This window comes from Bacillus sp. YC2 (assembly GCF_019891195.1).
Taxonomy (GTDB): Bacteria; Bacillota; Bacilli; order Bacillales; family Bacillaceae; genus Bacillus.
This window is the reverse complement of record NZ_JAHXDO010000004.1, coordinates 1-20,357: the sequence shown is the minus strand read 5'-3', so window position 1 is coordinate 20,357 and position 20,357 is coordinate 1. Positions and strand designations below refer to the sequence as shown.

General features: G+C 45.2%; 16 protein-coding genes, 1 tRNA gene and 1 other annotated feature. Of the genes, 3 read left to right on the top strand and 14 right to left on the bottom strand.

Translation table 11 applies throughout. The features are described from left to right. The first annotated feature begins 156 nt into the window (after nt 1-156). Nucleotides 157-648 (top strand): hypothetical protein, encoded by a 492-nt coding sequence (locus KY305_RS08370; protein ID WP_223062151.1) that lies wholly within the window; start codon nt 157-159, stop codon nt 646-648. Nucleotides 649-681: 33 nt separating this feature from the next. Here KY305_RS08370 and yihA read toward each other — a convergent pair whose 3' ends face one another. The 13 genes from yihA to ilvB all read right to left on the bottom strand — a co-directional run bounded on the left by yihA (nt 682) and on the right by ilvB (nt 17,786). Beyond that, nucleotides 682-1,269 (bottom strand): ribosome biogenesis GTP-binding protein YihA/YsxC, encoded by a 588-nt coding sequence (gene yihA / locus KY305_RS08365; RefSeq protein WP_223062150.1) that lies wholly within the window; start codon nt 1,267-1,269, stop codon nt 682-684. After that, on the bottom strand, nt 1,266-3,590 hold the full coding sequence (lon, locus tag KY305_RS08360; protein WP_223062149.1) for an endopeptidase La: 2,325 nt from the start codon (nt 3,588-3,590) through the stop codon (nt 1,266-1,268). Before lon ends, yihA begins: the two co-directional genes overlap by 4 nt. Nucleotides 3,591-3,780: 190 nt before the next feature. Continuing rightward, a complete protein-coding gene (gene lonB / locus KY305_RS08355) occupies nt 3,781-5,439 on the bottom strand; it encodes an ATP-dependent protease LonB (RefSeq protein ID WP_223062148.1) in 1,659 nt (552 codons plus the stop codon). A gap of 150 nt (nt 5,440-5,589) precedes the next feature. Beyond that, the gene (gene clpX, locus KY305_RS08350; protein WP_061522998.1) at nt 5,590-6,852 is read right to left on the bottom strand and encodes an ATP-dependent protease ATP-binding subunit ClpX; all 1,263 of its coding nucleotides are present in this window, start codon (nt 6,850-6,852) and stop codon (nt 5,590-5,592) included. Nucleotides 6,853-7,123: 271 nt separating this feature from the next. Next, nucleotides 7,124-8,398 carry a trigger factor gene (tig, locus tag KY305_RS08345; protein ID WP_214798078.1) on the bottom strand — a complete coding sequence of 425 codons (1,275 nt, stop codon included), beginning with the start codon at nt 8,396-8,398 and terminating at the stop codon, nt 7,124-7,126. A 226-nt stretch (nt 8,399-8,624) separates the two neighbouring features. Beyond that, on the bottom strand, nt 8,625-9,632 hold the full coding sequence (ddcA, locus tag KY305_RS08340; protein WP_214798076.1) for a tetratricopeptide repeat protein: 1,008 nt from the start codon (nt 9,630-9,632) through the stop codon (nt 8,625-8,627). A 119-nt stretch (nt 9,633-9,751) separates the two neighbouring features. After that, a complete protein-coding gene (leuD, locus tag KY305_RS08335) occupies nt 9,752-10,351 on the bottom strand; it encodes a 3-isopropylmalate dehydratase small subunit (RefSeq protein ID WP_223062147.1) in 600 nt (199 codons plus the stop codon). A 15-nt stretch (nt 10,352-10,366) separates the two neighbouring features. Next, nucleotides 10,367-11,785, bottom strand: a complete 1,419-nt coding sequence (gene leuC, locus KY305_RS08330; RefSeq protein ID WP_223062146.1) for a 3-isopropylmalate dehydratase large subunit — start codon at nt 11,783-11,785, stop codon at nt 10,367-10,369. Between the two features lie 49 nt (nt 11,786-11,834). Further along, entirely contained in the window at nt 11,835-12,932 is a 1,098-nt protein-coding gene (gene leuB, locus KY305_RS08325) for a 3-isopropylmalate dehydrogenase (protein WP_223062145.1), read from the bottom strand. A gap of 20 nt (nt 12,933-12,952) precedes the next feature. Continuing rightward, a complete protein-coding gene (locus tag KY305_RS08320) occupies nt 12,953-14,509 on the bottom strand; it encodes a 2-isopropylmalate synthase (RefSeq protein ID WP_223062144.1) in 1,557 nt (518 codons plus the stop codon). Then, nucleotides 14,496-15,524, bottom strand: coding sequence for a ketol-acid reductoisomerase (gene ilvC / locus KY305_RS08315; protein WP_223062143.1), 1,029 nt, complete (start codon nt 15,522-15,524; stop codon nt 14,496-14,498). The genes KY305_RS08320 and ilvC overlap by 14 nt, the downstream gene beginning before the upstream one ends. A 22-nt stretch (nt 15,525-15,546) precedes the next feature. Next, nucleotides 15,547-16,065: an acetolactate synthase small subunit gene (gene ilvN / locus KY305_RS08310; RefSeq protein WP_223062142.1), complete on the bottom strand. Its 519-nt coding sequence runs from the start codon at nt 16,063-16,065 to the stop codon at nt 15,547-15,549. Then, nucleotides 16,062-17,786, bottom strand: a complete 1,725-nt coding sequence (ilvB, locus tag KY305_RS08305) for an acetolactate synthase large subunit (protein ID WP_223062141.1) — start codon at nt 17,784-17,786, stop codon at nt 16,062-16,064. The genes ilvN and ilvB overlap by 4 nt, the downstream gene beginning before the upstream one ends. A 110-nt stretch (nt 17,787-17,896) precedes the next feature. After that, nucleotides 17,897-18,149, bottom strand: a binding site (T-box leader). Between the two features lie 424 nt (nt 18,150-18,573). Between ilvB and KY305_RS08300 the strand changes: the two genes are divergently transcribed. Then, on the top strand, nt 18,574-18,909 hold the full coding sequence (locus KY305_RS08300) for a DNA helicase (protein WP_223062140.1): 336 nt from the start codon (nt 18,574-18,576) through the stop codon (nt 18,907-18,909). Between the two features lie 292 nt (nt 18,910-19,201). Continuing rightward, nucleotides 19,202-19,945, top strand: coding sequence for a hypothetical protein (locus KY305_RS08295; protein WP_223062139.1), 744 nt, complete (start codon nt 19,202-19,204; stop codon nt 19,943-19,945). Between the two features lie 152 nt (nt 19,946-20,097). On the opposite strand, the gene KY305_RS08290 is transcribed toward KY305_RS08295, so the two are convergent. Next, nucleotides 20,098-20,171, bottom strand: a tRNA-Arg gene (locus tag KY305_RS08290). Between the last annotated feature and the right edge of the window lie 186 nt (nt 20,172-20,357).

The following is a 20,357-nucleotide window of genomic DNA, read 5'->3' as shown; positions in this document are numbered from 1 at the left end:
TATTAATTTATAATCATTCTAATTTATAATGATTATAACATAGTTTCTTTCTGAAATTGTGAACAGATTTCAAACATGTTGTGCTATAGTATAAAAAGCTTCATTTCCTACTGTATTTATCATACTAAAAATCCTTTACAGCGGGTAGGTGATAGAATGAGAAAAAAATCAATTTTATTTCCAGGGCTTCTGCTTGCCGCGTCATTATTCGCATGGCTTCAAAGCGGACAGGTCCAATTGTTCCCGAATCAAGACGAATGGCCGGTGCTTCTTATACTGCTTGGCCTCACCATGCTCTATCAGGGCAAAAAAGAAGCTGCACCGCCCCATGTCCTTATTGGTATGCTTCTCTTCGGGATAGGTTTACACTTTTTCGTTAAGCCTGAAGTTCCATGGTGGCCCGGAGATTTTGAAATGCTGATCTTCGTATTCGGATTTTCATTATTTGCAGCAGCCAGAAAAGAGTATGTATACGAAGCTGTTTCAATGATTTGTTTTTCCCTCTTTTTGTACTTCTTTAAACAAATAACGGCCTGGCTTGAGTCCGTACATATTCCAACAGAGTATTTCAAAACATACTGGCCGTATGTTTTTATCGGAATCAGCCTTCTTCTATTGTTTATCAGACGGAACAAAACTATACGATAAAACCCAAAACGCGGCGCGTTTTGGGTTTTTCATTTAACGGCTGATCGCTTTTTTAATAGCTCCCCAAGCCTCTTCTTTTCCTTTTTTCGTTTCAGAGGAGAATAGAATCAGCTCATCTTCAGGATCCATATCAAGCGTTTGCTTGACGACCTTTAAGTGCTTGTCCCATTTCCCTTTTGGAATTTTGTCTGCCTTTGTCGCGATGACAATGACCGGAATTCCGTAATACTTCAAGAATTCATACATGTTCACGTCATCCGCCGACGGGGCGTGCCTGAGATCGACAATCTGGACGCAGGCTTTCAGCTCTTCGCGGGTTGTCATATAGGTTTCGATCATTCTTCCCCATGCTTCCCGCTCACTTTTTGAAACTTTTGCAAATCCGTAGCCCGGAACATCGACGAAATGCAGGTCATCATTAATGATATAGAAGTTTAAGGTTTGTGTTTTCCCCGGCTTCGACGATGTTCTGGCAAGATTTTTCCGATTGATTAACGAGTTGATAAAAGATGACTTTCCTACATTTGATCTTCCGGCCAGCGCGATTTCCGGGAGTCCCCCTACAGGGTACTGCTCGGGTTTGACCGCGCTGATCACGATTTCTGATTTTGTAACTTTCATTTCTTCTCTCCTACTAAGGAATATTCCAAAACGTCATCAAGATGCGAAACGAATATAAACTTCAGCCCGTCTCTGACGCTTTCCGGAATATCCTCTATATCTTTTTCATTATCTTTAGGCGCAATAATAGTGGTCAGGCCGGCCCTGTGCGCGCCAAGCGCCTTTTCTTTCAGGCCGCCGATCGGAAGCACGCGCCCGCGCAATGTGATTTCACCCGTCATGCCGACCTCGCGTGACACCGGGCGCCCCGTTAATGCGGAAACGAGCGCCGTAGCCATTGTGATTCCGGCGGAAGGACCGTCTTTTGGCACCGCTCCTTCAGGGACGTGAATATGAATATCATGTTTTTCATGGAAATTCGGATCAATTCCGAGCTCCTCGGCTTTCGAACGGACATAACTGAACGCAGCCTGCGCTGATTCCCTCATCACATCTCCGAGCTTCCCGGTCAGGATCAGCTTTCCTTTCCCCGGAGACAATGAGACTTCAATTGACAGCGTGTCACCGCCGACTGTTGTATATGCAAGACCCGTTACAACACCGACCTGATCTTCCGTTTCCGCCTGTCCGTATCTGAAAATCCGCTTTCCGATATAGTCAGCCAGATTTTTTTCTGTGACGGTAATCCGTTTTCTTTCTTTGGCGACAATGGCTTTTGCGGCCTTCCGGCAAATCGCGGCAATCTGGCGTTCAAGCGTTCTGACGCCGGCTTCTCTCGTATAATAGCGGATGATATCTATAATTGCTTGATCCCGAATCTGCAGGTTTCCCTTTGTCAGACCATGCTCTTTGATCTGTTTCGGGAGCAGGTGGTCTTTTACAATTTCCAGCTTTTCAGTCTCAGTATAGCCGGATATGTTGATGATCTCCATTCTGTCTCTGAGAGGGCCCGGAATGGTGGCTAAGTTATTCGCTGTAGCGATAAAAAGCACCTTTGACAAGTCAAACGTCTCTTCAATATAGTGATCGCTGAATGTGCTGTTTTGCTCGGGGTCGAGTACTTCAAGCATTGCCGAAGACGGGTCTCCCCTAAAATCAGAAGACATTTTATCGATTTCATCAAGGAGAAAGACCGGATTCTGTTTGCCGGCTTTTTTCATCCCTTGAATGATGCGTCCCGGCATGGCTCCGACATATGTTCTCCGATGACCGCGGATTTCAGATTCATCACGGACACCGCCAAGTGAAATCCTTACAAAACGGCGGCCCATGCTCGTACTGATCGATTTTGCCAATGATGTTTTTCCGACCCCGGGAGGTCCTGCCAAACAAAGAATCGGTCCCTTCAGCGTTTTCGTCAGCTGCTTAACCGCTAAATACTCAAGGATCCGTTCTTTTACTTTTTCTAAGCCGTGATGCTCCTTGTCTAAAATCTCACCCGCTTTTTTAATATCGAGCTTATCCTCTGTTTCATCCGACCACGGCAGGGCGATAAGCCAGTCAATATAATTGCGGATAACGGAGCTTTCAGCGGAACTGGACGGAACTTTTTCATAGCGGTTTAATTCCTTAAGGGCCGTTTCTTTGACGCGTTCGGGCATGCCTGCCTCTTCAATCTTTTCCGAAAGCGTCTGAACCTCTCCCGTTTTCCCTTCTTTATCGCCGAGCTCCTTTTGAATGGCTTTCATCTGTTCGCGCAAGTAATATTCTTTTTGTGTTCGCTCCATCGAACGTTTAACGCGCTGACCGATTTTTTTCTCTATTTCCAGCACTTCTTTTTCATTATTGATGGAACGGATGACCTTATTTAAACGCTCTTTGATATCAGCCGTTTCTAAAATATCCTGCTTGTCCTTTAATTTGAGCGGCAGGTGGGAAGCGACGATATCTGCCATCCTGCCAGGCTCTTCAATATCAGTTACAGCCGCGTATGTTTCAGCGGAGATTTTTTTAGAAATTTTTATGTACTGGTCAAAGTGGTCCAGCAGCGTACGCATTAGCGCTTCGTCTTCCACGTCTTTAGAATCGTCCTCATGCATCAGCTGTATATCCACCGAAGTATAGTCTTCGAGCTCATTGTATTCGAGAATCTGCGCACGCTGAATCCCTTCCACCAACACCCGGATCGTACCGTTTGGAAGCTTCAGCATCTGTTTAATTTTAGTATAAGTGCCGACAGTGAAAATGTCCTCTTCACCCGGTTCATCTATCGAAATATCCTGCTGAGTGGCTAAAAAAATCATATGATCATGCATCATTGCCTGTTCAAGAGCCTGAACCGACTTATCACGGCCCACATCTAAATGCAAAACCATCGTCGGATATACCAATAAACCTCTTAAAGGGAGGAGCGGGATGCTGCGTTTTATATCTTCTGCCATTGACTGACACCTCCGTGACTTTAGTATGAACCATTATAATACAACTTTTTCATCGTTGTACAATTCCGGGATTGGAAATCACCGAATTACGCGCCTTACAATAAAACAGTCTCTTCGTAGTATACCCTTTCTTTCTGTTTCGAAAAAGGAAAAGATGTCCTTCATAAAAAAACCCCATTATAAAATGGGGTTAGACGGATTCTTTATTAATCTGAATGTCAAATGGTTTTTGTTCTGAAGGCGGATCGACTAATATGACGTCAAGCACCTCTTGGAACGTTTTGACCGCTTTAATGGTGATGCCGTCAATTCGTTTTAAAATCGATTGCTGGTTTTCATATGGGATAATAACCGTTTTCGCTCCGGCCTGCTTCGCCGCCTTGATTTTAGGTATGACGCCGCCAATCGGTTTTACAAGTCCCGTCAAACTGATTTCTCCCGTCATGGCCACAGTATGGTCAATAGGAATGCGGTGAATGGCGGAAAAAATCCCCGCGGCCATCGCTATGCCCGCTGACGGGCCGTCAATCGGGCCTCCGCCGGGAAAGTTAACATGAATGTCATAGTCTGATGGTTTAATTCCCATTGTGCGAAGAACCGTTAAAACATTTTCCACCGATCCCTTCGCCATACTTTTGCGGCGGATCGACTTAGACTGGCTGCCGATGCTCTCTTCCTCTGCGATTCCCGTGATATTCAGGCTGCCTTTGTCCTGCGCAGGCGTGACATTCACTTCGATTTCAAGCAAAGCGCCGCTGTTCGGTCCGTAAACGGCAAGCCCGTTTACAATTCCGACTTGCGGTTTATCAGCGATTTTCTGCTCATTTTTAGGCGTGAGCTGACTCGAATGGACGACCCACTCAATATCTTCTATTGTAATCTCTTTTCTGTCCTCAGTGACCGCCATTCCTGCGGCAATCTGAATCATATTGACGGCTTCACGGCCGTTTCTCGTATACGTTGTCAAAACACTGAGGGCTTCATCAGAAATGTCTTTCTGAATTTTGTCCGCCGCTTTTTTCGCTACGGCTTTTAACTCATCCTTTTCAAGCTCGCGGAAAAACACTTCAAGGCAGCGCGAACGGATGGCCGGCGGGATTTCATCCGGCATTCTCGTTGTCGCCCCGATCAACCGGAAATCCGCGGGAAGCCCGTTTTGAAAAATGTCATGAATATGATTCGGAATTTGTGTATTTTCCTCACTGTAATACGCGCTGTCTAAAAATACTTTCCGGTCTTCAAGCACCTTCAGCATTTTGTTCATCTGAATGGGATGAAGTTCACCGATTTCATCGATAAACAGCACACCGCCGTGCGCATGTGTCACAGCCCCTTGCTTCGGCTGCGGAATACCGGCCTGGCCCATTGCGCCCGCTCCCTGATAAATCGGGTCATGCACGGAACCGATAAGCGGATCGGCAATTCCCCGTTCATCAAAACGCGCCGTTGTCGCATCAAGCTCTACAAAAACAGCCTGCTCTTGAAATGGCGACTGTTTATGTTTTTTCGCCTCTTCTAACACCAGCCTGGCAGCAGCCGTTTTTCCGACCCCCGGCGGCCCGTAAACGATGACGTGCTGCGGATTCGGGCCGCACAGCGCGGCTTTTAACGCTTTAATTCCGTCCTCCTGGCCGACAATATCCTGAAAGCTTTTCGGGCGCACTTTTTCTGATAAAGGCTCTGATAAACTGATTGCCCGCATTTTCCGCAGCTGCTCCATTTCCTTTTTTGATTCTTTATCTATTGTCACTTTTTGTGTACGTTGATTTTTGAGCAGATTCCAAAAATATAATCCGATGACAATCCCAAAAAACAGCTGTACGAATAATGCGATCCCTGTCCAACTCATGCTGGTCCCTCCTGAAAAAACGATTTATGTATCCAATTCATTCCTCTGCCGATAGTATCGCCCAGTGAAGCCCGGAATAAACATTTTCAGAAGGTCCCGAACAAGAAAAAAAACCTCCTGAATCGAATGATTCAGGAGGTTTTCATGATGTTACGCTGATGTTTTATCTTGGCCGACTACAGTACCGTCCTTTAAAACAAGGCGAGGTGCTTCTCCGTCTGCCACTGTCGCTCCGGTAATAACGCATTTTTCAATATCGTCACGGGACGGCAGGTCAAACATGACGTCAAGCATGATACCTTCAATGATAGAACGCAGGCCGCGGGCGCCTGTTTTTCGCTCGATCGCTTTTTTCGCGATTTCAGACAATGCCTCTTCTTCAAATTCAAGCTCGACATCATCAAGTTCTAACATTTTTGTATACTGTTTGACGAGTGCATTTTTAGGCTTAGTCAAAATTTCGACCAATGCCGTTTCGTCAAGCTGCTCAAGGCTTGCAATAACAGGAAGACGACCGATAAATTCAGGGATCAGCCCGAAACGGAGTAAATCTTCCGGCAAAACTTTAGAAAGCAGCTCTTCTTTTTCTAAGTCGGCTGCTTTATTGTCAGAACCGAACCCGATCACTTTTTGTCCCAAACGGCGTTTAATAATTTGTTCGATGCCGTCAAAGGCACCGCCGCAAATGAACAAAATGTTAGTCGTGTCGATCTGAATGAATTCCTGATGAGGATGTTTGCGTCCTCCTTGCGGCGGTACGCTCGCAACTGTTCCTTCAAGAATTTTCAGAAGCGCCTGCTGGACGCCTTCACCTGATACGTCACGTGTAATAGACGGATTTTCAGATTTTCGCGCCACTTTATCAATTTCATCGATATAAATGATGCCTTTTTCCGCTTTTTCCACGTCATAGTCTGCTGCCTGAATAAGTTTCAGGAGAATGTTCTCCACATCCTCACCCACATAACCGGCCTCAGTTAAAGATGTAGCGTCTGCGATTGCAAACGGCACGTTCAAAATACGCGCAAGCGTTTGGGCAAGAAGCGTTTTTCCGCTTCCCGTCGGTCCGATCAATGAAATATTACTTTTAGAAAGCTCGACATCATCCACTTTACTGTTGGAGTTGATGCGTTTGTAATGGTTGTAGACCGCAACCGCAAGTGATTTCTTCGCCTGATCCTGTCCGATGACATATTCATTCAGGATCTCACGGATTTCCTGCGGCTTCGGAACGTCTTTAAATTCGACTTCTTCTTCAGTACCGAGCTCTTCCTCTACGATCTCTGTGCAGAGCTCGATGCATTCGTCGCATATATATACGCCCGGTCCTGCAACCAGCTTACGAACTTGATCTTGAGTTTTTCCGCAGAACGAGCATTTTAATTGTCCTTTTTCCTCGTTGAATTTAAACATTCTTTCACCCCTTAATCTTGTCTCACTTTTTCTTTTACCTGAAGGGCAAAAGAAAACGGTTCTTGAAACGATCGAGTATGTATTGCATTTTACCATACTTTCCAATAAGACGGTAACAATGTGTTTCGCGCTTGCACATTCTATATGTATGACAAAAAACAGCCCGGCAATGACTATCTTGCCCCAAGAAAAAGAGTTATATCATAATTGTACAAAACAAGGCACGAATTACTCGCGCCCTGTTTTATTATGTCTATTATTAAGAACCATATTAACGGTTTTCTACAAGAAAATCAATTGCTTTTCGAACTTTTAAATCTTCTTTCATCGCGTCAGTTGAGCCGATGGCTTGTTTGATGTTTTCAACAGGCATGTTGTATGCTTCAGCCATTTTAGTAAGCTCAGCTTCAACTTCTTCGTCTGTTACTTCAAGATTTTCAGCTTGAGCAATCGCTTCAAGAGTCAGGTTTGATTTTACGCGTTTCGCAGCATCTTCTTTCATTTGCTCTTTTAACGCGTTTTCGTCTTGTCCTGAGAATTGAGTGTAAAGCTCAAGGTTCATGCCTTGCATTTGCAGACGCTGTTCGAATTCTTTCAGCATGCGGTCAAGCTCAGTGTCGATCATCGCTTGAGGCACGTCAGCTTCAGCATTTTCAGATGCTTTCAGAACAAGCTCTTCGCGCAATTTAGCGTCAGCTTCGTTTTCTTTAGCTTCTTCAAGGCGTTTTTTTGTTTTCTCCGTTAATTCAGCAAGCGTTTCAACTTCTTCGTCAATGTCTTTTGCGAATTCGTCGTTAAGTTCAGGAAGCTCTTTCGCTTTGATTTCATGAATTTTCACTTTGAAAACGGCTGGTTTTCCAGCAAGCTCTTCAGCATGGTACTCTTCAGGGAATGTTACTTCAACATCCTTTTCAGCGCCAGCTTTAAGTCCTGTAAGCTGCTCTTCGAAGCCAGGGATGAATGAACCGGAACCTACTTCAAGTGAGTAGTTTTCCGCTTTTCCGCCTTCAAATGCTTCTCCGTCTACGAAACCTTCAAAATCAAGAACGACTGTGTCGCCGTTTTCAACAGCGCCTTCTTCTTTCACGACAAGCTCAGCCTGACGCTCCTGAAGCGCTTTTAGTTCGTTTTGAACGTCTTCGTCAGTTACGGCTGTGTCATCTTTTTCGATTCCTAAGCCTTTGTAATCGCCAAGCTTCACTTCAGGTTTCACTGTCACTTTCGCAGTGAAGATTAAGCTTTCGCCTTTTTCGATTTTTTCAACATCGATTTCAGGACGGTCTACAGGCTCAATACCCGCTTCTTCAATCGCTTTAGGGTATTCTACAGGAAGTAAAATATCCAGAGCATCTTGGTAAAGAGCTTCAACGCCGAAACGCTGTTCGAATAAACCGCGAGGAATTTTTCCTTTACGGAATCCAGGAATAGAGACTTGCTTAACTACTTTTTTAAATGCATCATCAAGAGCTGTTTTGAACGTTTCCGCATCAACTTCAACCGTTAAAACGCCTTCGTTGCCTTCTTGTTTTTCCCATTTTACAGACATGTGTTTCCCTCCAAAAATCTATTCAGGTTGTGTCGGTCTTCCATTCTAAAGCAATCCGCGGCTTTGTCAAAGAAAAAACCGCTTTGATCAGAATCATTATGTATACATTTTATAATGAACTGGCAGCCTGTCCAACCGTATTTCTCATTTCAGTTAAACCGCTATACATAAATACAACCACTATATTATAACATAACGCCTATCGCTTTCAACTATATGGCGTGATTTACAAATAAGAAATTTCTTCAATATCCTTAATCATCGTGCATGCTTCCTCCAGTTCTCGGCTGCTGAACTCGTACATCATGTGGAGTTCTTCCATCTCAATGTCAATGCCGTGCATCTCATAACCTACCTTATGGAGGGCGGCCGCCCATAAATCAGCGTTCAGCAGCTTGGGCTGGAACGGATGCAGCACATACAGATGTCTTCTCCACAGCTCTTCAACGGCGGCATATAATGTAGGATTTTCATTGCCGAGGGTTTCATCAAGCACCCGGAGAACGCGATGTAAAATCGGCGCGGCATCAGGCTGAACCGTCTCACTCGGAATGGCAGTCATCGAATCGCCGAACTTTGTGATATGAACCGGTTTACTGTAGTCATGCTCGGCCATGAGAGTCAAAATCATCGTTTTTATAAGCGGGTGTGCACCCGGGTCTTGAAGAATCGTTTTTAACAGGCCCGTATATTTCGCGATATTGCGGTCTTTGAGGGAATGAATCAGATTCATTTGCTCAGCGGGGCTTTCCAGCACTTTTTCCGCATTGAGGACATCCTCATATTCTTCTTCCGCCCATGCCTCATCCTGCTGGGCGGGGTCCGTCATTTTCCGGCTGAATTCAAGCAGACGGTAAAATTGCTCCGCGCTTTCGGCAGGCAGCTGGTTTTCTTCCAGCACGGCTTCGATAGTGCTTTTGACTTCTTCATACTTTTTCAGCTGAATTAAGATGGTCATGTATACTTGCAGCACGGTAAAATAATGGCCGTACCCTTCATTCAGCATCTTTTCGCAAACTTGTTTTGCTTCTTCCAATTCCCCAAGCTCCAAAAAACAAATCGCCATTCCTAAATGCACGTCGGATTCTGTATCGTCGTGGCTCATCGCCTCTGAAAAGAACTCAAGGGCCTCTTGATACTTTTTGTCCTTCATGGCGGCCATTCCTTTATCCACCAAACGTTCCTTCAGACGGGGGAAAGGAATTATATTTGCTTTTCTTTTGTCATGCGTCATACCTATATTTCCTTTCAGGCGCTTATTTTGTTCAAGTGTATCAACACACGTAAGGAAACACAAGAAAGGATGGCACGTCAGGCAAAAAAAGCTGCCGAACAAATGTCGGACAGCTTTTTTCAGGCTTGAAGCCAAGAGCTTCTTTTTGATTCAAATTGCTGAATGTCATCCTCCAGCAAAAGCGTTAATGAAATTTCGTCATAACCGTTAACAAGCATTTCCTTCCAATGCGGATCGACGTCAAAAGAAATCTCCCGCCCCTCGCTGTCGCGAATGAGCTGGTTTTCAAGATCGACCGTCATCTCCAGTGACTGATTCTCATACTGGCCTGCAAGCTCTTTCCAGCTTTCATACGGCATACGAATCGGAAGCATACCGTTTTTGAAGCAGTTTTGATGGAATATATCAGCAAATGACGGCGCGATAATAATTTTGAACCCGTAATCGTCAAGTGCCCAAGGAGCGTGTTCCCGGGATGAGCCGCATCCGAAATTCTCTCCGGCAATTAAAATAGAAGCTAATTCGTATGCCGGCTGGTTTAATTCGAATTCAGGGTTAGGCTCGCCGTTTTCAAGGTATCTCCAGTCAAAGAACGCGAAGCGCCCGTATCCGGTTCTTTCAATTCTTTTCAAAAATTGTTTCGGAATAATCTGATCCGTATCGACGTTAATCCGGTTTAAGACGGCCGCTTTTCCTGTATGTGTTTTTAAAGGTTCCATCTTTTAGCGCACTCCTTACACAACTGTTTTTTCTTGATAAAACTTTCTCACATCGACGAAATGTCCGTGAATAGCGGCCATTGCAGCCATAGCCGGACTGACAAGATGTGTTCTCGCGCCTTTTCCTTGTCTGCCTTCGAAGTTGCGGTTAGAGGTGGAGGCGCATCGTTCTCCCTCAGGGACGACATCATTGTTCATGCTCAGACACATGCTGCAGCCTGATTCTCTCCATTCAAAACCTGCATCCAGGAAAACGCGGTGAAGCCCTTCTTCCTCAGCCTGCTGCTTGACGCTTTGGGAGCCGGGTACCACAATGGCTCTGACGCTTTCAGCGACTTTCTGCCCTTTGATCATTTCCGCCGCCTGGCGAAGGTCTGTCATACGAGAATTTGTACAAGACCCGATAAAGACATGTTCAACTTTAATGTCTTCAATTTTTTGATTCGGTTCAATCCCCATGTACTCGTACGCGCGAATGGCCTCTTTTTGATCATCTTCTGACTGAATGCTGTCAGGCGCCGGAATCTCGGCATCGACAGGCAGAACCATGCCGGGGTTAATACCCCACGTCACCATAGGAGAGATCTCGCTGCCGTCCAATACGATGGAATGATCATAAACAGCCCCCGGATCAGTTCTTAATGCTTTCCATTCTGCCGCGGCTTTTTCAAACTCTTCGCCTTTTGGCGTGTATTTGCGGTTTTTACAATATTCGATCGTTGTATCATCAGGAGCAATCAATCCTGCCCTTGCACCCGCTTCAATTGACATGTTGCAGACCGTCATGCGTTCATCCATTGACATGTTTCTGAATACTTCCCCAGTGTATTCAATCACATATCCCGTACCGAATCTCACCCCGTATTTGCCGATGACTGACAAAATAACGTCCTTTGCGGTCACTCCCTTTTGAAGCGTACCGTCAACGCGGACCTCAAGCGTTTTCGGCCGCTGCTGCCAAAGTGTCTGAGTAGAAAGGACATGCTCAACTTCACTTGTGCCGATCCCGAATGCAAGCGCGCCGAATGCACCGTGAGTCGATGTATGGCTGTCTCCGCAAACGATGGTTTTTCCGGGAAGTGTCAGACCCAGCTCAGGCCCGACAACGTGGACGATTCCCTGATCCGCGCTGTGCAGATCCGCAAGGCGGACGCCAAACTCCTCACAATTTCGTTCAAGCGCTGTCACTTGGCGTTTTGCGACTTCATCTTTAATGTCAAAACGGTTGACCGTCGGAATGTTATGGTCCATCGTCGCAAACGTATTTTGCGGACGTCTGACCTTTCTCCCCTTTTGCCTTAACCCTTCAAATGCCTGAGGAGATGTCACCTCATGGATTAAGTGCAGATCAATATAGAGAAGGTCGGGTTTTCCCTCACCGCTTTTTACTACATGCCGATCCCAAATCTTTTCGATGATTGTTCGAGGCATCATCTTTATTTCCTCCCTCTACCTATGAACTAAGACCGCTTCCTTAAAGCCGTCACACTATCGATTTTATATGCGCGCAGGCTAATGCCGCTTTTACTTCTTCAGTGATCTCACGAGTGCCTGAATATTCAGCGCCTCTCGCTATATCTCGTGTCCGCTTGCCGTCTGCAAGCACCTTGCTGACTGCCTGTTCTACAGCCCGGGCTTCGTCTTCAAGACCGAATGATGTTCTCAAAAGCATCGCCGCCGATAAAATCGCCGCAAACGGATTGGCCATTCCTTTACCCGCGATATCAGGCGCCGAGCCATGCACGGGTTCAAACAAGTGAAGCCCTGAGCTTGATAAGCTGGCTGACGGCAGCATGCCGAGCGAGCCTGTAAGCATGGATGCTTCATCGCTCAAAATATCACCGAACATATTCTCTGTCACAATTACATCAAACTGATTCGGAGCATAGATCAGCTGCATCGCGGCATTATCAACGAGCATATGTTCAAGCGTCACATCAGGAAATTCTTTCGCGATCTCATTTGCTGTTTCGCGCCAGAGCCTGCTTGATGAAAGTACGTTGGCTTTATCAACTGACGTCACCTTTCCTTTTCTGCCGGCTGCCATTTTAAAAGCCTCTCTGACAACGCGTTCGATCTCTTCCTTTTTATAAAAAAGCGTATCGACTGCTTCCTGCTCTCCCGCTTCATTGACATACTGTCTGCTCGGCTGTCCGAAATAGAGGCCGCCCGTCAATTCGCGGACGATCACAAAATCGACGCCATTAATGTATTCTTTTTTCAATGGAGATGCTTCAGAAAGGCTTTCAAATACTGTCACGGGACGCAAATTTGCAAACAAGCCAAGTTTTTTTCTGATCCCGAGCAGCCCTTTTTCAGGTCTGAGTTCGGGAGGGTTTTGGTCCCATTTCGGTCCGCCGACCGCCCCGAGTAAGATCGCGTCAGATTTTTCACAAAGGGCAACCGTTTCCTCAGGGAGCGGGTTTTGATGTGCGTCAATCGCCGCTCCTCCAATCAGCCCGTTTTCAAATTCAAATTCATGTCCGAATTGTTCGGCGACACTTTTCAGCACATCTGCGGCTGATTCCGCCACTTCCGGTCCGATCCCGTCACCAGGAAGCAAAGCTATCCGTTTCTTCAAATGAACCGTTCTCCTTTCGATTACGAGCCGACCGCAGCCTGTCTCTTTAATCCGTCTATATTACATTCAAAGACCAATTGCCGGTTAACAGCATTCAGATAGGCTTTCGCAGAGGCTTCCAGCACATCCTGCGCAATGCCCCGCCCTGACGATTCCTTTCCGTTTACGGTCACTCTCACGTATACTTGGGCTAATGCGTCTTCGCCTTTTCGATTAGATTGAATGCGGTAGTCCATAAGCTCAATATCTTTATCGATGCCGCGGCAGAGCGTATTATAAACGGCTTCTACACTTCCGGCTCCCGTTGCGGCTTCTTGAATCAGCTGCTCATTCTCTTGATTTTTCAGAGAAACAGTGGCCGTCGGCACCTGTGAAGTGCCGTAATGCACTTGCAGAGACAAAAATTCATAGCCGACCTTTTTGTCTGTCACTTTTTCTTCTAAAATAAGAGAAATCAAATCATCATCAGTGATTTCTTTTTTCTTCTCAGTCAACTCTTTAAACATCGTAAAAAATTTGTTGATTTCCTCAGCATCAAACTGGAATCCCAGCATGTTCAGGCGGTCTTTGAACGCATGGCGCCCGGAATGTTTGCCGAGAACAAGCGCATCTGCAGTTACGCCGACAAGCTCAGGTGAGATAATTTCATATGTTGATTTTTCTTTCAGAAAGCCGTCCTGGTGAATACCGGATTCATGTGCAAAAGCATTATCTCCAACGATTGCTTTATTGCGGGGAACAGCCATACCCGTCAGTTTGCTGACAAGATCACTCGTCCGCTTCAACTCGTGAAGCGTGAGAGATGAATCAGCTTGAAAAACATCATTTCTGACATGTAGCGCCACGGCGATTTCTTCAAGCGCCGCGTTTCCGGCTCTTTCACCGATTCCGTTTATGGCGCATTCAATTTGGCCGGCTCCGTTTTCAATCGCAGCCAGTGAGTTAGCCACCGCCATCCCGAGATCGTCGTGGCAATGAGCTGACAGCTTTGCCTGATCGATATTCGGTACGTTTTCCTTCATATATTTAAAGATGTTTCCGTATTCCGCAGGTGTCAGGTACCCGACTGTGTCAGGCAGGTTGATTACACTTGCGCCGGCATCAATGACTTTTTCCACTATTTCCGCCAAGAATGGAAGCTCGGTCCGGCAGGCGTCCTCCGCCGACCATTGGACAATCGGGAAGCGTTCTTTCGCATACCTCACCATCTCAGCCGCTCTATCCGCAACCTCTTCACGCGTCATTTTTAATTTGTGCTTCAGGTGGATGTCAGAGGTCGCGATAAAGACGTGAATCCGCGGACTGACACCGTCTTTCAGCGCTTCCCAGGCTGCGTCGATATCACCTTTCACAGAGCGGGCAAGCCCTGTTACGGAACAATTTTTAATCGTTCTTGCAATTTCCTGCACGGCTAAAAAATCTCCTCGGGATGAAGCGGGAAATCCCGCTTCAATAATGTCCACCCCGAGTCTTTCAAGCTGCTTGGCTATGGTCAGCTTCTCCCGGGCATTCAGGTTAACCCCGGGAGACTGTTCACCGTCACGAAGCGTCGTGTCGAAAAAATTAATTTTGCGCAACGGAGACCACCGCTTCCTTCTTTTTGCCTTGTTTGACAAACGGCATCATTTCACGAAGTTTTTTGCCGACCACTTCAATTTGATGTTCGTTTTCACTAGTATTGATTGCGTTGAAACGCGGACGGTTTACTTGGTTTTCTACGATCCATTCTTTTGCGAATGTGCCGTTTTGAATGTCAGTTAATACTTGTTTCATAGATTCTTTTACTTTCGCATCGACTACGCGCGGTCCTGATACGAAATCTCCCCACTGAGCCGTATCAGAGATTGAGTATCTCATGCCCGCCAATCCTTCTTCGTACATCAGGTCTACGATTAATTTTAATTCGTGCAGACACTCAAAGTATGCGAGTTCAGGCTGATAGCCGGCTTCTGTCAATGTTTCAAAACCTGCTTTGACAAGTGACGTTAATCCTCCGCAAAGAACAGCCTGCTCACCGAATAGATCTGTTTCTGTTTCTTCTTTAAATGTTGTTTCTAAAACACCTGCGCGCGCTCCGCCGATTCCTTTCGCGTAAGCAAGAGCGGTATCTTTCGCTTCGCCGGAGACATCTTGATAGATGGCAAACAATGCCGGCACCCCTGCGCCTTGCTCGTATGTTCTTCTGACAAGATGGCCCGGTCCTTTAGGCGCTACCAGGAATACGTCTACGTCGGCAGGAGGTACGATCTGATGGAAATGAACGTTAAATCCGTGCGCGAAGACCAATGATTTTCCGGCAGTCAGTTCATCTTTAATTTCAGCTTCATATACTTTTTGCTGCTGTTCGTCAGGAAGAAGAACCATAATGATGTCTGCTTGTGCAGCCGCTTCTCTTACTGAGAATACTTTGTGTCCGTCTTCTTGGGCCTGCGTAAAAGATTTCCCTTGTCTGACGCCGACAACTACGTCAATTCCGCTTTCTTTTAAGTTGAGCGCATGTGCATGCCCTTGTGAACCGTAACCGATAATTGCTACTTTTTTGCCTGCCAATACGTTCTCTTTGATATCACCGTTATAATATACTTTTACCATTTTAATCTCTCCCTTGTTTGTGTTATACAATTGAAATTGTTTTATTGGATGACGCCTTTTGCTGGGTTCCCCTCGCAAAAGCCGTTGTGCCTGTTCTCGCGATTTCTTTAATTCCATAAGGCTTGAGGAGCTCAATGAGCGCTTCAATTTTGCTAGATTCGCCGGTGACCTGCACGACGATGCTGTCTCTTGAAACATCAACGACGGAGGCTCTGAACGGTTCAATGATTCCATTGATTTCCGTCCTTGCCGACGGGGCTGAAACGACTTTAATTAAAGCCAGTTCCCGCTGTACGATAGATTGGTTTGTAATATCAGTCACTTTCAGCACATCAATTTGTTTGTTAAGCTGCTTTGTCAGCTGTTCAACATCATTTTCGCCTTCCACATGGACGACAAATGTAATCCTTGAAACACCGCTGGTTTCTGTGTGGCCGACAGTGATGCTTTCGATATTATAGTGTCTTTTTGTAAACAGGCCGGTGATCCGGTTTAAAACCCCGGAGCGGTTTACCACTGTTAATGTAATAATGCGTTTCAAGGTTTCACCCCCACCATTTCATGAAGTCCTTTGCCGGGCGCAATCATCGGAAATACTTTTTCCTCCCTTGCGACCCGAACGTCAATAACAACCGGCTCTTTTGATGTCAGCGCTTCTCGCAGCTGTTCATTCGCTTCCTCTTCTGCCGAAATTCTGATGCCTTTAATGCCGTAGGCTTCTGACAATTTCACAAAGTCAGGCTGCGCTGAGAATTTCGATTCAGAATAGCGCTCTTCGTAAAAAATTTCCTGCCACTGCCTTACCATACCCAGACATTCGTTGTTTAAGATGACCACTTTCACCGGAAGATTCAGCTGCCTGATGACATCTAATTCCTGCAGCGTCATTTGGAATCCGCCGTCCCCTAAGACAGCGACAACCGTAGCGTTTTTATCGGCCAGCTGCGCTCCGATGGCTGCCGGAAGACCGAAGCCCATCGTGCCGAGGCCTCCTGATGTGACCCACTTATCGGCCTTTTGGAAAGGATAAAATTGAGCGGCCCACATTTGGTGCTGACCGACGTCTGTTACTACAATCGCCTCACCGTTTGTGAATTGGTGAATATACTCAATCAGTTTTTGAGGTTTAAAGCCCTCTTCTCTGTTCTCTGTATACCAAAGCGGATATTCTTCCTTCCACTCCGTCAGCTGCTGCTTCCATTCATCCGTTTGCCCTTGTTTTCCGTTTTGCTTCATTAATTCCTGAAGAACGATTTTACTGTCGCCGACTACCGGAATTTGCGTTTCGATAATTTTCCCGATTTCCGCGGGATCAATATCGATATGAGCCACTTTGGCAGACTTTGCGAAGTGCTTCAGATTTCCGGTAACGCGATCATCAAAGCGTGCGCCGATGCTGATGAGAAGATCACAGTGATAAAGCGCCATATTGGCTGTATATGTGCCGTGCATTCCAGCCATTCCCAAAAAGAGCGGATGGTCGGCAGGGAAGCCGCCAAGACCGAGAAGTGTATGAGCTACAGGAATTTGCTGCTGCTCGGCATAATTTTTTAAATCTTCTGAAGCTTTACCGTGCAAAACGCCCGCACCGGCTAAAATGACCGGTTTTTTCGCACTGCTGACAGCCTCTACGAGCTTGCGGATCTGCAGGTAGTTAGGCTCTTTTACCGGCTGGTATCCCGGCAGATTCACCTTGTGATCATATCTGAATTCACCTTCAAAGGACGCTACATCCTTTGGAATATCTATTAATACAGGACCCGGTCTGCCCGTCGTTGCTATATGAAAAGCCTCTTTGATGACGCGCGGAAGATCTTCCGGATGGCGAACCTGATAGCTGTGCTTCGTAATCGGCATTGTAATCCCTAAAATATCAGCTTCTTGAAAGGCGTCACTGCCGATCACCGAAGTGGCCACCTGCCCGGTAAATACAACGAGCGGCAGAGAATCAATCATCGCATCCGCAAGCCCCGTCACTAAGTTTGTCGCGCCTGGCCCCGAAGTGGCGATAACGACTCCGGGTTTGCCCGATACCCTCGCATAGCCTTCAGCGGCATGAATCGCGCCTTGCTCGTGGCGGGGAAGAATGTGAACCATTCCTGAGTGATACAGCTTATCGTAAATCGGAAGAACGGCCCCTCCCGGATACCCGAAAATCATCTCGACATTTTCTTTCTTTAAAGACTCAATCAGCATTAATGCCCCGTTCATTGTCTTTGTACATTCGGCAGACAAGGCATCCGCCTGTACATTTGTTCCCATTTCATTTCCTCCTTTTCAACGTCTTAAAATGAATTCAAAATCCCGCGTCAGCTGACGCAAACAAAAAAGCCTTCTCACCCACATTCAGCCAAGCATTTCATGCAATAGCCAAAAGGGGCGAAAAAGCTTTACTTTCCGCGGTACCACCCTTGTTTACGGTCTTTTACTGACCGTCTCATGGATAATTTCTATCCGTTTTGATAACGAGTAAACATAACAGTTCACTCGGCCGGGTCCTACTCTTTACATTTCAGACCGGCACTCTGAGGCGAGTTCACTTTGATTTGTTTTGCCGGTTCTCAGCGTTCCCGGCTCTCTGTGAAAAACTTCAGCAAAGCTACTTATCCTCATCTGCGCTTTTTATTATTGCAGCTCTCTTCATTCGAAAAGACCCTTCAACCATTTGTTTTTTCAGTGTTTTATAAGTTTTCTCTTTAGCGTGAATCATTTGTTTATTTTTGTTTGAACTCATATTACGCCCGTTTGAAGACAGTGTCAACAGCATTTTTATAATTATTAGACAATTTAGATTAATCAATCTATTTTGTATACGCTTTCATTGTTGATTTAAAAGGATCTCTAAACATTAAAAGTTTTTATAATTTTTTTGTTAATCTCCTAAGATTACTCGAAAATTTTCCGCCTTCATACGAACTTGTCATATTTTATTACGCATTTCCACAAAGTCTGCCGCGGGACTTGTAAGATAATCCGTTCGAATGATACAGGCTCTTTACGGAGATATAAGCATACACTGTTCTTATCTTGTGAAGAAATGAGTGATGTAATGAATAAGATGTTATCAGGCATGCAAGGTCTGCCTCCCGGATTTCCGCCTTTACCAGTCCTGCCGCCCCAGGCTTATTATCCTTCACCGCCGATGCAGACATATCCTTATCACCACGTATCTCCTTACCAGCATGGAGGATACCCCGCACACGGCTACGGACAGCAGCCGACGCAAAGCACGCCGGGATATAGCGGGCAGCAATACACCCCTTATCCGGCATTGACTGATATTGCGGGAACCGCCAGCACCGGGTCACATCCGGGCGCCATCGGAGCAGGCAGCTTTAGCGGCGGACATTCCGGAGGCTTCAGCGCGCCGGGCGGATTCAGATAACGGAAAAAATAAACAAAACCAATCAGCGTCATCTCAAATGTCATTGAGGCGGCGCTTCTTTCTGCTGCATCAATAAAGAAAGGTCATCTAAGAATTTTAAAGTAAATCTCCTAAACCAATACTTTCAACCTGATAAAAATTTAAATATATTCCTTTTCGTTATAAATTACATACCAATAGAACTGTAAATATATATTCATCTCTATAATTTTTTTGTAAAAAAAACTGTTTTTATATAAAAATATGGTTTAATAGTAACTATATTTCTTTTATAGGAGGTTTCCATTATAATATGTGGGGTTTATTAAGTTTATTGGGGTTCTTAGCATTTATTATTTACATTATTCTTGCTATTATCGCCCTCGTCAAAAAAAATGGTACAGCAAAGAAAAAGATGATAATTGCCGGTATTTCCTTTCTTGTGTTTATCATCGCTGTTATTAATATTCCTTCAGCTAAAACAGAAACTGCAAGCACTTCTGGTCAAGCAATAGAAAAAACAGCAAATAAAGAGAGTAACGGAAAGCAAAAAGAGGAAAACACTCAGAAGCAAACATCAAGTGATCACAACAAATACGCTGATTTAACAAAGTCCTATATGCCAGTGGTTACAGAAAGCAACATGACCTTGCCAGATCAAACTTATGATTTCATTGTTAAAAATTACAAACTGTTTCCTGCAAAGTCAAAAGCAGATATCAGTGAAGCAAAAAAAATAACAGATTCAACAATTCAATATAAGCAGTTAAATAAAAATCCTGCACCATTTTTCCAGAAGATGGCATCATTCTCTGGAACTGTTTCAACAATTGAAGAAACAGTACAAGATGGTGAAACTGTAACGTTAATTGATATTAATGACGATGATATGCAATCCTATGAAATATTACTTTTAAAACCGGCAAAAAATATACTCGAAGACGATGTTATCCGCTTTTGGGGAGTTCCAGCCGGAGCATCTTCCTACTCAAATGTCCAAGGCGGCTCAACAAACTTCCAATTCTTTGTAGGTTCTCATGTAGAAAATCTCCAATAATTAGTACATAAAACTCAATCTCTGCTTAGAGATTGAGCTTTTTTTATTATTTACATCTAAGAAACAACTAATAGAAGTGTATCAAATTAACTTTCAGGTGCTGAAAATAAAAAAACCTCAAACCTTATGCAAGGGTTTGAGGTTTTTTCATACGTCCCAGGAGAGATTCGAACTCCCGACCGACGGCTTAGAAGGCCGTTGCTCTATCCAGCTGAGCTACTGGGACATGAAAATAATACAATTCCGTTACTTATTTTATCATGATTTTCATGAATGTACAACAGTAAAAGAAGGGTTAATCGATAAAAAAGGCCAGCGCTATCAGTTTTCACTCTGATTTCACCAGCTCTTTTTTCGTACGTCCCAGGAGAGATTCGAACTCCCGACCGACGGCTTAGAAGGCCGTTGCTCT

Bases quoted from the DNA above. Each gene is read 5' to 3' on its own strand.
- lon (WP_223062149.1), bottom strand. From the start codon at position 3,590: ATGGCAGAAGATATAAAACGCAGCATCCCGCTCCTCCCTTTAAGAGGT.
- KY305_RS08295 (WP_223062139.1), top strand. From the start codon at position 19,202: ATGTGGGGTTTATTAAGTTTATTGGGGTTCTTAGCATTTATTATTTAC.
- clpX (WP_061522998.1), bottom strand. From the start codon at position 6,852: ATGTTTAAATTCAACGAGGAAAAAGGACAATTAAAATGCTCGTTCTGC.
- ilvC (WP_223062143.1), bottom strand. From the start codon at position 15,524: ATGGTAAAAGTATATTATAACGGTGATATCAAAGAGAACGTATTGGCA.
- yihA (WP_223062150.1), bottom strand. From the start codon at position 1,269: ATGAAAGTTACAAAATCAGAAATCGTGATCAGCGCGGTCAAACCCGAG.
- leuC (WP_223062146.1), bottom strand. From the start codon at position 11,785: ATGATGCCTCGAACAATCATCGAAAAGATTTGGGATCGGCATGTAGTA.
- ilvB (WP_223062141.1), bottom strand. From the start codon at position 17,786: ATGGGAACAAATGTACAGGCGGATGCCTTGTCTGCCGAATGTACAAAG.
- KY305_RS08370 (WP_223062151.1), top strand. From the start codon at position 157: ATGAGAAAAAAATCAATTTTATTTCCAGGGCTTCTGCTTGCCGCGTCA.
- lonB (WP_223062148.1), bottom strand. From the start codon at position 5,439: ATGAGTTGGACAGGGATCGCATTATTCGTACAGCTGTTTTTTGGGATT.
- ddcA (WP_214798076.1), bottom strand. From the start codon at position 9,632: ATGACGCATGACAAAAGAAAAGCAAATATAATTCCTTTCCCCCGTCTG.
- leuD (WP_223062147.1), bottom strand. From the start codon at position 10,351: ATGGAACCTTTAAAAACACATACAGGAAAAGCGGCCGTCTTAAACCGG.
- KY305_RS08300 (WP_223062140.1), top strand. From the start codon at position 18,574: ATGAATAAGATGTTATCAGGCATGCAAGGTCTGCCTCCCGGATTTCCG.
- tig (WP_214798078.1), bottom strand. From the start codon at position 8,398: ATGTCTGTAAAATGGGAAAAACAAGAAGGCAACGAAGGCGTTTTAACG.